Source organism: Arthrobacter sp. NPDC057013, assembly GCF_042674585.1.
Classification (GTDB): Bacteria; Actinomycetota; Actinomycetes; order Actinomycetales; family Micrococcaceae; genus Arthrobacter.
This window is the reverse complement of the sequence record NZ_JBHUSE010000030.1, coordinates 22016-35638: the sequence shown is the minus strand read 5'-3', so window position 1 is coordinate 35638 and position 13623 is coordinate 22016. Positions and strand designations below refer to the sequence as shown.

Genomic DNA, 13623 nt, shown 5'->3' with positions numbered 1-13623 from the left:
TGCCCGGTGGCAGCGAGAGAGCCGTACAGGTCCACCCGCAGCGACGCCACGCCCTCCAGCACCCCGGCGGACTTCAATTCCTCCGCAAACACCGCAGCAGCCCGCATGGGTCCAACGGTGTGCGAGGACGACGGGCCAATCCGAATGGAAAAGAGATCAAAGACTCCAACAGCCATGGTCGGTTCCTAACTGGATAGTTGTGGTCGGTTCGGGCTGGGGAGGGTTTGAAGTGCTGCGCGTGGAGCTGCCGGGAGTTACAGTTCGCCGCCGTTTGCTGATGCGTATTCTTCGGCCGACATCAGCGGGCCCTCGTCGGTGACGGCCACTTTGAACAGCCAACCGGCGCCGTAGGGGTCGCGGTTGATCAGGGCGGGGTCCGCGACGACGCCGTCGTTGATTTCGGTTACTTCACCCGTGACCGGCGCGTAGAGGTCGGAGACGGACTTGGTGGATTCCACCTCGCCACAGGTTTCGCCTGCCGTGACGGTGGACCCCACCTCAGGCAGGTCCACGTACACGATGTCGCCCAGGGCGTCGGCCGCCACAGCGGAAATTCCGACCCCCACAGGCCCGGACCCGTCAGCAGCAACCCATTCGTGCTCGGCGGAGTACTTCAGTTCAGAAACAACTTTGCTCATGTGCTTTTCCTTTGAGGTTCCGGTTACTTGGTGCGCTTGTAGAACGGCAGTGCGACGACTTCGAACGGCTCGGCCTTGCCGCGCAGGTCGACGTCCAGAACCGTGCCAATTCCTGAATGCTCGACGTCGACATAAGCCATCGCCACCGGGTAGCCGAGCGTGGGGGAGGGCTGGCCGGAGGTGACCTCGCCGACCAGTGTGCCGTCCTTGAGGACCGGGTAGTGGCCGCGGGCGGCGCGGCGGCCCAGGCCCTTGAGGCCCACGAGCTTCTGGCCCATGGTGGAACCTACGCCGGCGGCCTTGAGTGCGGCCAGCGCTTCCTTGCCTACGAAGTCGCTTTCCTTGGCCAGCGATACCACCGGACCCAGACCCGCCGCATAGGCGTTGACGCGGCGTGAGAGCTCGTTGCCATAGAGCGGCATCCCGGCTTCCAGGCGCAGGGAATCCCGGCAGGCCAGGCCTGCCGGGATAAGCCCGTGCGCGGCGCCGGCGTCCAGCAGCGCCTCCCACAACCCGGCAGCATCCTCGTTGGGCGCGTAGATTTCGAAGCCATCCTCACCCGTGTAGCCCGTGCGGGCCAGCAGCAGGTTCTGGACAGTGCCGTTGAAGGTGATCCCCACCTCGACAGCCGCGTAGTACTTCAGTTCGGTCACCAGGGAGTGCTGTCCGGCCGGGACGAGTTGGAGCAGGATCGCTTCCGCGTTGGGCCCCTGCACCGCAATCAGCGAGGTTTCAGCTGAGGCGTCCTCGACGGCGACGTCGAAGTTCGCGGCCCGCTCGGCGAGGGCAGCGGCCACCGTCGGTGCGTTGCCGGCATTCGGGACCACCAGGTACTTCTCCTCGCCGCGGCGGTAAGAAATCAGGTCATCGATGATGCCGCCGTCGGCGTCGCAGATCAGCGAATACTTGGCCTTGCCGACGGCGATCGCGGACAGCTTGCCGGCCAAGGCGTAGTCCAGGAAGGCGCCGGAGTCCGGGCCAGTCACCCAGACTTCGCCCATGTGGGAGAGGTCGAACAGGCCCGCCGCGTTGCGGACGGCGTGGTGCTCGGCGAGCTCGGAGGTGTACTTGAGCGGCATTTGCCAGCCGCCAAAGTCGGTGAAGGAGGCGCCGGCTATCTTGTGCTGGTCGTAAAGGGCGGTGTAGTTCTCGGTCATCGTTGGTCCTTAGTTTTCAAAAGCTGCTGTGTTTTCCTCGAAGGCTTCGAGAGGCGGGCAGGAGCAGACCAGGTTCCGGTCGCCGGCTGCACCGTCGATGCGGCCCACCGGCGGGAAGTACTTGTCCTGCCGGAGCGACGGAACGGGGAAGGCGGCCTGCTCGCGCGGGTAGGAGCGGTCCCAGCTGGAACTGACGACGGCGGCTGCCGTGTGGGGCGCGTTGCGGAGCGGGGAGTTCTCCACGGTGAAGTCGCCGTTGGCCACTTGCTCGATCTCGGCGTGGATGGTGATCATCGCGTCGATGAACCGGTCAATCTCGGCCAGGTCCTCCGACTCGGTGGGTTCCACCATCAGGGTGCCGGCCACCGGGAACGCCAGCGTGGGGGCATGGAAACCGAAGTCGATCAGGCGCTTGGCCACGTCCTCGGCGGTGACCCCGGTCCGAGCTGTGAGCTCGCGCAGGTCCAGAATGCACTCGTGCGCCACCAGCCCGCCCTCGCCCGTGTAGAGGACCGGGAAGAACTCGTTCAGCCGCGACGCGACGTAGTTCGCCGCGAGCAGCGCGGACTTGGTGGCCTCGGTCAGGCCCACGCCGCCCATGAGCTTCACGTACGCCCAGGAGATCGGCAGCACGCCCGCGGAACCGAAGCGCGAGGCGCTGATCGCAACGCCGTGCCCGGCTGCGCCACCCTCGGATGAAGCGTTGTTGGCATCCCCCGGCATGAACGGGGCCAGGTGCGCCTTCGCCGCAACAGGTCCGACGCCGGGTCCGCCGCCGCCGTGCGGGATGCAGAACGTCTTGTGCAGGTTCAGGTGTGAGACGTCGCCGCCGAACTTGCCCGGCTGGGCCAGCCCAACGAGGGCGTTGAGGTTGGCCCCGTCCACGTAGACCTGGCCGCCGGCCGCATGGATGGCGTCGCAGACCTCACGGACGTCGGCGTCGTAGACCCCGTGCGTGGACGGGTAGGTGATCATGATCGCCGAGAGAACGTCCTTGTTGGCCTCGATCTTGGCGTACAGGTCCGTGTGGTCGATCGTGCCGTCGGCCGCGGTGGCCACCACGACCACCTTCATGCCGGCCAGCACGGCCGAGGCCGCGTTGGTGCCGTGCGCGGAGGCCGGGATCAGGCAGACGTTGCGCTGCTCGTCGCCGCGGGACAGGTGGTAGCCGCGGATGGCCAGCAGCCCGGCCAGCTCGCCCTGGGAACCGGCGTTCGGCTGGATGGACACCTGGTCATAGCCGGTGATCTCGGCGAGGTCGGCTTCCAAACCATCGATCAGCTCGCGCCAGCCGGCGGTCTGGGAATCGGGGGCAAACGGGTGGATCGAGGCGAACTCCGGCCAGGAGATGGCCTCCATCTCCGCCGTGGCGTTCAGCTTCATGGTGCAGGAACCCAGCGGGATCATGGTGCGGTCCAGCGCCAGGTCGCGGTCGGAGAGCTTGCGGATGTAGCGCAGCAGCTGGGTTTCCGAGCGGTGCGTGTTGAACACCGGGTGCTGCAGGTAACCGGACGTTCGCAGTACGGCTTCGGGGAGTTCAAAGCCTGCTGCGTCACCCACGGGACCGGCGCCAAAGGCGACGGCGACAGCGGACAGTACCTCCGCCGTCGTCGTTTCATCAATGGAAACGCCCACGGTGTCCGCGTCAATGAGGCGCAGGTTGATCCCGCGGGCTTCCGCCGCGGTGATGACTTTGGTGGCCTTGCCGGGCACACGCACGGTGAGGGTGTCGAAGAAGGAGTCGTTGACGAGCTCGCGGCCGGCTGCTGTGAGCGCGGCGGCGAGGACGCGGGCTTTGGTGTGGACGGTCTCGGCGATTGCCTTCAGGCCGTCGGGGCCGTGGTAGACGGCGTAGAAAGAGGACACGATGGCGAGCAGCGCCTGGGCGGTGCAGATGTTGGAGGTCGCCTTCTCGCGGCGGATGTGCTGTTCGCGGGTCTGCAGCGCGAGGCGGTAGGCGGGGGCGCCGGCGTTGTCCTTCGAGACGCCCACGATGCGGCCAGGGAGCGTGCGCTCCATGCCGGTGCGCACCGCCATGTACGCCGCGTGCGGGCCGCCGAAGAACAGCGGCACCCCGAATCGCTGGGCGGTTCCGACGGCGATGTCGGCTCCCTGCTCGCCGGGAGGCGTGATGAGGGTGAGGGCCAGCAGGTCGGCGGCCACGGTGACCAGGGCGCCGCGTTCCTTCGCGGCGGCGATGACGCCTGACTGATCCCACACGCGGCCAGAAACGCCGGGCTGCTGGAGGACGACGCCGTTGATGCCGCCGTCGGGCAGTCCCTGGGAAAGGTCTGCGACCTCCACCTGGAAGCCGAGGGCCTCGGCGCGGCCCTTGACGATGGCGATGGTCTGGGGGAGGCAGTCGGCGTCCAGGACCGTCTTGCCGTCCTTGGCCCCTGCGTTCTTGTTGGCCCGGCGCATCAGGAGCACGGCCTCGGCCACGGCGGTGGCTTCGTCCAGCAGCGATGCGTTGGCGACCGGCAGCGCGGTCAGGTCCTGGACCATGGTCTGGAAGTTCAGCAGCGCCTCGAGCCGGCCCTGCGAGATCTCCGGCTGGTACGGGGTGTAGGCCGTGTACCAGGCGGGGGCTTCGAGGACGTTGCGGCGGATCACCGGCGGCGTCACCGTGTCGTAGTAGCCTTGGCCGATCATCTGGACGGCGGTCTTGTTCTTGGCGGCCAGGCGGCGGAGCTCGGCCAGGACCTCAACCTCGCTCAGCGCTGCGGTGAGCTGGAGGGCATTCTCCTGGCGGATGGACGCCGGGACGGCGGTATCAACGAGGCCATCGACACTGTCATAGCCGATGTTCTTGAGCATGCTGTCGATATCGGCCTGGCGGCGGGCGCCGATATGCCGGTCGGCGAACGTTGATGGATGCGATTGAATCGTCATGAGGAACTCCAGGTCTGGCCGGCCACTGGTGGCACGGCATGGATTGGGTTCCTCCCCGCTCTGTATTGGACCTGAGAGATTCCGCGGACATGGTTCTTCGCTTGCACCGTCGGTGAGCCCGGTTACCCGAACTGCTTTCCAGAGTTGCCTGGCCGCGGCGGTACGGGGGCCTGAGAGATTCCTGGGGAGGATTTGCTCCTACGGCGCCTGCCCGGTGAATGACTGGGAGGACTCTCCCGCCACGGTTCGAAAGGCTATGAAGATGTGGGGTGATTCGGCTCACAAGCTACAGGACATTTCCGTCTCTGCCAAATCCGGGCCCCGTTTGACATTTCTTCGTGACCGAGACCACACTGATCCGGTGGCCAGCGGGGCCGCGCTGGCCGGCACGGGCCGGAACGGCGGCTGCCGCCGGGACGCATTATTTTCCCAACATAATTGAAAAAGCTTACGATCTGCGGCGGGAGAGCCCTGCCGGTACGTTCAGCAGGCGCCGTAGGAGCAAATCCTCCCCAGGAAACTCTCAGGCCCACGTACCGCCGCGGCGAGGCAACTCTGGAAAGCAGGCAGGCGCGTCCTGTCTCACCGACGGTGCAAGCGGACGGCCCTGTCCGCGGAATCTCTCAGGTCCCATACAGAGCGGGGAGGAACCGAATCAGTGTGGCCGTCCAAGGCCACTTGAACGATGGAGTTCCTTATGACGATTCATCCTCCAGCCTCCCCAACCGGTTCCCCAACCGGTTCCCCAGCCGGTTCTCCGGCCGGCGAGGCTCCCCGCCTGGAGCGGCAGCTGAGCAACCGGCACATCCAGCTCATCGCCATCGGCGGCGCCATTGGCACGGGCCTCTTCATGGGCTCCGGCAAGACCATTTCTGCGGCCGGCCCGTCCGTGATCTTCGTGTACACGATCATTGGCTTCATGCTCTTCTTCGTCATGCGGGCCATGGGCGAGCTGCTGCTGAGCAACCTGAACTACAAGTCCTTCAGCGACTTCGCCGCCGACCTGCTGGGGCCGTGGGCAGGATTCTTCACCGGCTGGACCTACTGGTTCTGCTGGGTGATCACCGGAATCGCGGACGTCATTGCCATCGCAGGGTACTCCCGGGAGCTCTGGCCGGGGCTGCCCCTCTGGATCCCGGGCCTGGCCACCGTGGCCATCCTGCTGCTGCTGAACCTCACCACCGTCAAGGCGTTCGGTGAGACCGAATTCTGGTTTGCCCTGATCAAGATCATCGCCATCGCCGCTCTGATCGTGGTGGGCATGTTCATGATCTTCACCGGATTCCAGAGCGACGCCGGACAGGCCAGCTTCACCAACCTGTGGAGCCATGGCGGCTTCTTCCCCAACGAATTCATGGGCTTCGTGGCCGGCTTCCAGATTGCCGTGTTCGCGTTTGTGGGCATCGAACTGGTGGGCACCACGGCCGCCGAGGCCAAGAACCCCGAGAAGAACCTCCCCAAGGCCATCAACTCCATCCCGGTGCGCGTGCTGCTCTTCTACGTGGGTGCCCTGATCATCCTGATGTCCGTCACGCCGTGGACCCAGTTCGCTGCAGGCCACAGCCCGTTCATTGCGATGTTCTCGCTGGCCGGACTCGGGGCTGCCGCCACGGTGGTCAACCTGGTGGTGCTGACCTCGGCGATGTCCTCGGCCAACTCCGGGATCTACTCCACCTCGCGCATGGTCTACGGCCTCGCCCAGGAGGGCGACGCGCCGGCCGCCTTCGGCAGCCTGTCCCGCCGCAAGGTCCCCAACAACGCCCTGTTCCTGTCCTGCGTGCTGCTGCTCTCCGGCGTGGTGCTCATGTACGCCGGCCAGGACGTGGGCAAGGCGTTCGACATGGTCACCACCGTTTCGGCCGTCTGCTTCGTCTTCGTCTGGTCGGTTATCCTGGCCAGCTACATCGCCTTCCGGCGCCGCCGGCCGCACCTGCACACCGCCTCCAGGTTCAAGATGCCCGGCGGCATTCCCATGGTGTGGGTGGTCTTCGCCTTCTTCGCCTTCGTCCTGTGGACCCTGACCACCCAGCCGGACACGCTGACCGCGCTGCTGGTCACGCCCGTCTGGTTCGTCCTGCTCGGTGCGGCCTGGCTGGTTCTGCGCCGCCGGCCCGCGCACCTGGCACGCTACGCCGCGTTCCAGGATGAGCTGAAGGCTGAGGAGACCGCCGCCCGCGGGCAAGCGGACCGGCGTCTCGAGGAGAAGGAAAGCGTTCAGGGATGATCAGGACAGAGGAAAGCCCGACGGCGGTGCGCCAGGCCCGCGGGGCCCGGATTCCCGGGGCCGGTGTGGAGTTTGTGCTCACCTTCCATTGCCCGGATTCCCTGGGAATCGTCCAGGCGGTCGCGGAATTCCTGCTCAGGCAGGAGTGCTACATCGTCGACCTCAAGCAGTTCGGCGACCGGACGGCGGGACAGTTTTTCATGAGGGTCCACTTCGCCTCGCCGGGTGACACGGGCGCCGTCGAACAGCTGAGGGACAGCTTCGCGCCGCTGGCAGGACAGTGGGGCATGGACTGGCGCCTCGAGCGCCATGACCGCAAGCAGCGGATCCTGGTGATGGTGTCCAAGTACGATCACTGCCTCAACGACCTGCTGGTCCGCGCCCGCAGCGGCGAACTGCCGGTGGAGATAGCAGCAGTCGTGTCCAATCACCCGGACCTGGAAGGGCTCGCGGCCTGGCACGGGGTCCCGTTCCACCACATCCCCGTGACGCCGGAGACCAAACCGGCAGCGGAAGCCAAGCTCCTGGAACTGGTGGAGGCGTCCGCCGTCGAACTGGTGGTTCTGGCCCGCTACATGCAGGTTCTCAGCGACTCCGCCACGGCACGGCTCGCCGGCAAGGCCATCAACATCCACCATTCCTTCCTGCCCAGCTTCAAGGGCGCCAAGCCATACCATCAGGCACATGAGCGCGGAGTAAAGACGGTCGGCGCCACGGCCCACTACGTAAATTCGGAGCTTGATGAGGGGCCGATCATTGCGCAGCAGGTGATCGAGGTGGACCACACCTACACTCCCGCTGACCTCGTGTCCGTGGGCAAGGACGCGGAGTGCAAGGCGCTGACGAATGCCGTGCGCTGGCACGCCGAAGGAAGAATCATCCTGTCCGGGAACCGCACGGTTATCCTCCGCTGACAGCCCATCCAACCAGACCTGGAGTTGCTCATGACGAACCAATTGCCTGTGCGCCTGGAGATCATCCCCACGGACGGCATCATTCCCAAAGTCCGGGCGCAGGTCCCCGACGGATCAACGCTGACGGTGACGTGCCTGCCGCACCACGGGGTTGAGGCCACCGTGCGGGCCGCGGTCCAGCTTGGCCAGCTGGGCTACAACGTGATTCCGCATCTGGCGGCCCGAAGCATCGGAAGCCGCGCCCAGCTGGCGGGCCTGCTCCGTGACTGCTCCGCAGCCGGGATCACGGAGGTCTTCGCCATCGGCGGGGATGCTGCCGAGGCCGCAGGTCCCTACGGCAACAGCGGCGTGCTCATGGAGGACATCGCCGACCTGACCGGCGGGACCATGGCCATCGGCGTCGCCGGATACCCGGAAGGCCACCCGAAGTGCAATGAGCTGCAGATGCTTGACGCGCTGCTGCAGAAACAGCACCTGGCCTCCACTGTGGTGACGCAGATGTGCTTTTCCGCGCCCAGAATCGGCTGGTACGCCGAACTGCTGCGCCGCGAAGGCGTCGACCTCCCCATCTGGGCGGGGGTTGCCGGGGCCGTCCCGCGGGCCAAGCTGGTCTCGCTGGCCACCAAGATCGGGGTGGGTCCCTCGCTGAAATTCCTGAGCCGCAAGGGGCCCCTCGCCCGCAGGCTCCTGAACGCCGGCAGCTACTCATCCCGGTCCCTGGTTTCCGAGCTGTCCGCCCTGGAACCTGCACTTGAGGGCATCCACCTCTACACCTTCAACGGCCTCGAAACCCAGCCCGCGCTGAACTGGAGCGGCGGGGAAGGCGCGAAGGCTTCCTGAACCGAATCCCGTAACCAGGGCGCAAGAGCCGGCATTTCCTTGCGAGCCCGTTGCACCGGTTTGCGGGCGGCGGCGTCGGCGTTGGCCTGCTCGGACCGGTCTTCGAGTTTGCCGGGACAAAACTCCCATCGATTGCTCCGTAGGTGCCGTTTTGGAGGGGGAATAGGGCACCTGCGGAGCAATCGATGCGGTTACTAGAGGAGCAGCTCCCGGACGGTCAGCTGCAGCCGGATCGAGTCCGCCCCGCCAGCCCCCAGAGCGGCTCCGCCAGCCCCCAGAGCGGCTCCGCCAGCCCCCAGAGCGGCCCCGCGAGGCTCGACGCTGTCCGGCTCGCCGCTGTCACTCGCGGCGACTGCCGCTTCGCCCGCTTCGGCGTCGCGGGTTTGGCTGTCCCGGGCGCTGCCCATTTGCTTAGACCTCCAGTCCGACGGCGGTGCTCCCGGCAGTGTTCCCAACGCAGGCTTCCCGCCGGACCGGCGTCGCCAGGCCGAGGTTCTCGCGCAGCGTGGTGCCGGCGTATTCCGTCGGGTAGACGCCGCGCTCCTGCAGTGCCGGGACGAGGTGGTTGACGATGTCGTCCAGACCGGTGGGAATCAGCCACGGCGAGATGTTGAAGCCGTCCACGGCACCGGTGTGGGCATACTCCGCCAGCCGATCCGCCACCTCGGTGTAGGAACCCGTGAAGCTGGAGTCCCCGCGGCTGGTCCGGGCAGAGACGAACTGCCGGATGGTGAGGCCCTTGTCCTTGGCCTCGGCCCGCCACTGGTCCGCCAGCTGCTTTGCCTTGGCGCCGTGGAAGCCGCTGCCACGGGTCTCGGAGGTCTCCTCCACCACGGGGTCGATGTCCGGCAGCGGGCCGTCGGGATCGAAGCCCTGGAGCTCGCGTCCCCAGAACTGCTCGAGGTAGGCGATGGCCTGCTCGGGACCGATCTGCAGGCTCCGCACCCAGTTCTTCTTCTCGAGCGCCTCCTGTGGGGTGGCGGCGAGGATGAACTCGCTCGCCGGCATGATCCTGACGTCGTTCGCACCACGGCCGGCCTTGACCGTGCGTTCCACGATGTCGCGGCGGAAGTCCAGGGCGTCGTCGAGCTTCGGGTGGGCGGAGAAGATGACGTCGGCCTGCCGGGCAGCGAAGTCGCGGCCCTCCGGTGAGTCGCCGGCTTGGAACAGCACCGGCCGGTACTGGGCGCTGCGCGGGAGCCTGGGCACGTAGTCAACCGTGTAGTGCTTGCCCTCGTGGTGCACCGGCAAGGCCGAACCGGGTGCTGCCCAGGCGGGGGCCCCGGCGGACTGGGCGATGGCGCCGTCCTCCCAGGAGTCCCAGATCCGTTTGGCCGTGTTGACGAACGCCTCGGCATGGACGTACCGGTCCGCGTGGTCCAGGTAGCCGCCGCGGCGGAAGTTCGCACCGGTCCAGGCGTTGTCCGTGGTGACCACGTTCCAGGCCGCGCGGCCTCCGGAGAGCAGGTCCAGGCTGGACAGGCGGTGCGCCAGGTCGGCGGGGTCGTTGTACGTGGTGTTCTGCGTGGCCACCAGGCCGATGCGGCTGGTCACGGAAGCCAGGGCGGCCAGCATGGTCTGCGCGTCCGGCCGGCCGACCACGTCCAGCGCGTGCGGGCGGCCGAGGTGCTCGCGGAGCCGCAGCCCCTCGCCGAGGAAGAACGCAGCGAACAGGCCCCGTTCAGCGGTCTGGGCGATGCGGCGGAACGATTCGAAGTCCGTCTGCGATCCGGATTCCGGCGCCTTCCAGACCGTGCCCGAGTTCACGCCCTGGAAAAAGATGCCGAGCTGCAGCTGGCCCGAGGGCACGAAGCCGTTGCCGATGTGTGCGTCTGTCATGGGTCTCTCCCTAGTTATCGGCCGCGGAAGGCACGGATTCGGCGGCATACCGGCTTGACGGGCGTTGCAGCCCGAGCAGGTCCCGGAAGGTGGATCCCGGCTGCTGCGGTGCGAGCAGGCCCCGGCGCCGGAGGGCAGGAAGCACCAGCTGGGCCAGCTCCTCCAGGTCAACGTCCAGGACTGCGGGGTGGAGGCGCACGCCGTCGGCCGCCTCCAGGACGGAGGCCAGCAGCTCGGTGAGCTCCGCTGCGGTGCCAACGAAACGGGCACGGCTGCTCTGCCAGGGCGTGTGCGCGTCCAGCTCAGCGAGCCGCCCGGCGGCGGTCTGCCCGCGGGCGTCGAGGACGACGTCGAGTTCGGCGATGACGGCGGCCGCTGGGGCCGCGGCGCGGGCCTCGGCGATCTCGCCGGCCAGCAGCTCGGGCGTGGGGGCGGACACAAGGACGGCGTCCGCCGCGCCGGCGGTCGGCTGGTCCCCGCTCAGTTGCTCCCCGTCCAGCAGGCCGGCGGGGGCGAGAACAGGCAGCTGGCCCTGCAGGGGACGGGGAATGATGGACGGTCCCTTGACGGAATAGCCCGCGGCGCTCTCGAAGTCAACGTAGTGCAGCTTGTCGACATCGATGTACCGGCCGGTGGCGACGTCGCGGATCACGGCGTCGTCCTCCCAGGAGTCCCAAAGCCGGCGGCCGACCTCGATCGAATCCGCGGCTTCCCGGCCCAGTCCGTCAGCAGCGACAACGGAACGTCCGACGGCGGCAGCATCCGCCACCCGGTCCGACGCCGCCACCAGCCACCCGGCGCGGCCGCCGGACACGTAGTCAAGGCTGGCCAGCTGCGTGGAGATGTGGAACGGTTCGGTGTAGACCGTATCCACCTCGGGCACCAGCACGATGGAACTGGTGACGGGCCCGGCAAAAGCTGCGCGCTGCAGGGCGTTCAGCCGGCCCGGGATGTCGCGGCCGCCGGGCCCGGAAGATGCGGGGGCCAGCGATCCGTCCGCGAACGTGGCCACGTGGAACCCGGCTGACTCGGCGGCCAGCGCCGTGGCGCGGACGCGCGTGCCGTCGAGCAGTTCGGCGGGGGTGTGCCGGGCCTTCCGCCAGGCGGCGGGGTGCGCCCCGTCGCCGTCCAGTTCGAGGGCCAGGAAGGAATTGGCTGCAGGGCTCACGGTCCGGTCTGCCTTTCGTGGGGGTTCTGTTCGCCCGCTTCGATGGCCACCGGCAGGCGGTTTTCGGCCGGCGGCAGCGGGCAGATGGCGAGGTCGGTGTAGGCGCATGGCAGGTTCACCGCGCGGTTGAAGTCCAGGGCCACGCGGCCGTCAGCGTCCGGCGCCCCCACCGTGAGCGAGCGGTTCGCCGCGTACGTGGTCTTGCCGGACGTTGCGTCGGTGAACAGTACGGACAGGGTGCCCGGCGCGTGGCCGTTAAAGGCCGTGAGCGACAGGTCCTGGCCGTCCAGCTGGAACCGGATCTCGCCGGGTGCTTCGTACACGTGCACAATGCCCTCGACGGCGGCGCCCACCGTGGTGGGCCGGGGCTCGTCGAACGGCACGAACACACCGCCTACGGCGAAGCGCAGGTCCGGCGCGTAGGCCGGAGTGCCGCGGTACCCGGTGAGCAAGGTGTTCTCCGGGTGCCGGGGGCGCACAATGTATTCCCCGCCGCGCTTGGCGAGTTCGACGACGGCGGGACCCGCCGTGAGGTTGATGCCCTCACGTTCGGCGACGGGATCGAAGACGACGGCGGTGCGTCCGTTCCCAGCCGGGCTGCCGTTCAGCTCACGGCCGTTCAATTCCTTACCGTCCCGGAGCAGGCTTTCGCCTGCCTCCAAAACCACGGTGACGGCGTCGTCCCTCACACTCCAGGTACCCGGTACACCCTCAAGCCGGGCAGGTTCCGCCGTCAGCCAGTGCAGGTGGGTGACGGCGAGGAAGCCGTGGGGATCGGCGCGGCGGCGCTCATGCGCAACGTGCCACTGCTCCCATCCGGCGGCGAAGGCTGCGCCGGTTTCAGTGTGCGTAGGGGTGGGCATTGTCGCTCCTTCCTGGAACTTCATTTCGAGTCACCGGTCTTTGCAGCCCCCGTCTGGGTGGACGCGAAGTTGGCTTCGGTCACGGTTCTGGATTCCGGCAGGGCTTCCTCGGACAGCCCCCAGCGGGCCAGCACCTTGCCGTAGGAGCCGTCCTTGATGGCCGAGTTCAGTGCCTCCGTGATGACCGGCGCCAGCCCGTTGCCCTTGAGCGTGGTGGCGGCCACCAGGGTCTCCGACGGCCAGCCGGCGTTGACCTTGCCGACGATCTTCAGGTCGTCGCGGGTGTTTTCCCGGTAGACCGTCGAGGGGTAGGGCGCGATGTTCAGGTCGGTCCGGCCGGAGGACAGCGCCAGGATGGTGTCGGCGTCGGATGAGTAGTACTGGAGGCTGGCGGGTGCCTTGCCCTTGGCCTCGAGCTCCTTGTTCCAGGCCAGCAGGATCTTCTCCTGGTTGGTGCCCGAGCCCACGGAGACCTTCAGGCCGGAGATGTCGTCCGCGCCCTTGATGCTGTAGGAGGAGGACTTCTTCGCCTCGAAGCCCATGTACGCGGCACGGTAGCTGGCGAAGTCGAACAGCTTCACCCGGTCCTTGTTGATGCCCACGTTGGAAAAGACGGCTTCGAAGTCGCCGGACTGCGTTTTCAGGGGCCAGTTCTCCCAGGACGTGACCTGGATGTCCAGCTCGAGGCCCAGCTTGTCCGCCACCAGCTGGGCGAGGTCAATCTCGGAGCCGATGGGCGTCTTGTCGTCGGTGGCGTGGAAGGACAGCGGAATGGAACCGGCAGTGGTGGCCACCGTGAGCTTGCCGTCCTTGCCGATCAGCGCCGGCACCTTCGCGGCCAGCGGGGCATCCTTTTCGGCACGGATCCGCTGCTGGTCCGGTGAGGTGTTGTAGACGACGCCGTTGCGGGCCGCCGTCGTGGCCGCACCTGATGCGGCACCGGTTGAACCGCCGGAAGCGGCGGCGCCTGGATCGGAGCAGGCGGACAGGGCCAGGGCGGCGGAAAGGACGACGGCGGGCAGCGCGGCCAGCGTGCGCAGGCGGCCGGTGCCGTGGTGCGGGGTGGAGAAGAATGCCATGGGGAGTTT

12 protein-coding genes and 2 riboswitches are annotated in these 13623 nt (G+C 67.5%); of the genes, 3 read left to right on the top strand and 9 right to left on the bottom strand.

Annotated features, from left to right (window positions below; all coding sequences use genetic code 11):
* From ACFTSA_RS23395 to gcvP, 4 genes are all read right to left on the bottom strand, one after another.
* Nucleotides 1-176 (bottom strand): serine dehydratase beta chain (locus ACFTSA_RS23395; RefSeq protein WP_377954417.1); only part of this gene is annotated, 176 nt, incomplete at its 3' end.
* Between the two features lie 78 nt (nucleotides 177-254).
* Complete coding sequence (gene gcvH, locus ACFTSA_RS23390; protein ID WP_377954415.1) at nucleotides 255-638, bottom strand: glycine cleavage system protein GcvH; 384 nt, start codon at nucleotides 636-638, stop codon at nucleotides 255-257.
* Between the two features lie 23 nt (nucleotides 639-661).
* A complete protein-coding gene (gene gcvT, locus ACFTSA_RS23385; RefSeq protein WP_377954414.1) occupies nucleotides 662-1795 on the bottom strand; it encodes a glycine cleavage system aminomethyltransferase GcvT in 1134 nt (377 codons plus the stop codon).
* A 9-nt stretch (nucleotides 1796-1804) separates the two neighbouring features.
* A complete protein-coding gene (gene gcvP, locus ACFTSA_RS23380) occupies nucleotides 1805-4687 on the bottom strand; it encodes an aminomethyl-transferring glycine dehydrogenase (protein ID WP_377954413.1) in 2883 nt (960 codons plus the stop codon).
* 148 nt (nucleotides 4688-4835) lie between these two features.
* Nucleotides 4836-4936: riboswitch (glycine riboswitch) on the bottom strand.
* 202 nt (nucleotides 4937-5138) lie between these two features.
* Nucleotides 5139-5236: riboswitch (glycine riboswitch) on the top strand.
* Nucleotides 5237-5384: 148 nt separating this feature from the next.
* Between gcvP and cycA the strand changes: the two genes are divergently transcribed.
* Genes cycA through ACFTSA_RS23365 form a run of 3 tightly spaced genes read left to right on the top strand, consistent with a single transcriptional unit; the run spans nucleotide 5385 to nucleotide 8665 of the window.
* A complete protein-coding gene (gene cycA, locus ACFTSA_RS23375; protein WP_377954412.1) occupies nucleotides 5385-6911 on the top strand; it encodes a D-serine/D-alanine/glycine transporter in 1527 nt (508 codons plus the stop codon).
* Nucleotides 6908-7825, top strand: a complete 918-nt coding sequence (purU, locus tag ACFTSA_RS23370; RefSeq protein ID WP_377954411.1) for a formyltetrahydrofolate deformylase — start codon at nucleotides 6908-6910, stop codon at nucleotides 7823-7825. The genes cycA and purU overlap by 4 nt, the downstream gene beginning before the upstream one ends.
* Before the next feature lie 30 nt (nucleotides 7826-7855).
* Nucleotides 7856-8665, top strand: coding sequence for a methylenetetrahydrofolate reductase (locus ACFTSA_RS23365; protein ID WP_377954409.1), 810 nt, complete (start codon nucleotides 7856-7858; stop codon nucleotides 8663-8665).
* Between the two features lie 194 nt (nucleotides 8666-8859).
* Here ACFTSA_RS23365 and ACFTSA_RS23360 read toward each other — a convergent pair whose 3' ends face one another.
* Genes ACFTSA_RS23360 through ACFTSA_RS23340 form a run of 5 tightly spaced genes read right to left on the bottom strand, consistent with a single transcriptional unit; the run spans nucleotide 8860 to nucleotide 13614 of the window.
* Complete coding sequence (locus ACFTSA_RS23360) at nucleotides 8860-9072, bottom strand: hypothetical protein (RefSeq protein WP_377954407.1); 213 nt, start codon at nucleotides 9070-9072, stop codon at nucleotides 8860-8862.
* A gap of 4 nt (nucleotides 9073-9076) precedes the next feature.
* On the bottom strand, nucleotides 9077-10504 hold the full coding sequence (locus ACFTSA_RS23355) for an NtaA/DmoA family FMN-dependent monooxygenase (RefSeq protein ID WP_377954406.1): 1428 nt from the start codon (nucleotides 10502-10504) through the stop codon (nucleotides 9077-9079).
* A gap of 10 nt (nucleotides 10505-10514) precedes the next feature.
* Entirely contained in the window at nucleotides 10515-11672 is a 1158-nt protein-coding gene (locus ACFTSA_RS23350) for an LLM class flavin-dependent oxidoreductase (protein WP_377954404.1), read from the bottom strand.
* On the bottom strand, nucleotides 11669-12535 hold the full coding sequence (locus tag ACFTSA_RS23345; protein WP_377954403.1) for a DUF1684 domain-containing protein: 867 nt from the start codon (nucleotides 12533-12535) through the stop codon (nucleotides 11669-11671). The genes ACFTSA_RS23350 and ACFTSA_RS23345 overlap by 4 nt, the downstream gene beginning before the upstream one ends.
* 20 nt (nucleotides 12536-12555) lie before the next feature.
* Entirely contained in the window at nucleotides 12556-13614 is a 1059-nt protein-coding gene (locus ACFTSA_RS23340; protein WP_377954402.1) for an ABC transporter substrate-binding protein, read from the bottom strand.
* Nucleotides 13615-13623 lie beyond the last annotated feature (9 nt).

Bases quoted from the DNA above. Each gene is read 5' to 3' on its own strand.
- gcvH (WP_377954415.1), bottom strand. From the start codon at position 638: ATGAGCAAAGTTGTTTCTGAACTGAAGTACTCCGCCGAGCACGAATGG.
- ACFTSA_RS23345 (WP_377954403.1), bottom strand. From the start codon at position 12,535: ATGCCCACCCCTACGCACACTGAAACCGGCGCAGCCTTCGCCGCCGGA.
- cycA (WP_377954412.1), top strand. From the start codon at position 5,385: ATGACGATTCATCCTCCAGCCTCCCCAACCGGTTCCCCAACCGGTTCC.
- ACFTSA_RS23365 (WP_377954409.1), top strand. From the start codon at position 7,856: ATGACGAACCAATTGCCTGTGCGCCTGGAGATCATCCCCACGGACGGC.
- gcvT (WP_377954414.1), bottom strand. From the start codon at position 1,795: ATGACCGAGAACTACACCGCCCTTTACGACCAGCACAAGATAGCCGGC.
- ACFTSA_RS23360 (WP_377954407.1), bottom strand. From the start codon at position 9,072: ATGGGCAGCGCCCGGGACAGCCAAACCCGCGACGCCGAAGCGGGCGAA.
- gcvP (WP_377954413.1), bottom strand. From the start codon at position 4,687: ATGACGATTCAATCGCATCCATCAACGTTCGCCGACCGGCATATCGGC.
- purU (WP_377954411.1), top strand. From the start codon at position 6,908: ATGATCAGGACAGAGGAAAGCCCGACGGCGGTGCGCCAGGCCCGCGGG.
- ACFTSA_RS23355 (WP_377954406.1), bottom strand. From the start codon at position 10,504: ATGACAGACGCACACATCGGCAACGGCTTCGTGCCCTCGGGCCAGCTG.
- ACFTSA_RS23340 (WP_377954402.1), bottom strand. From the start codon at position 13,614: ATGGCATTCTTCTCCACCCCGCACCACGGCACCGGCCGCCTGCGCACG.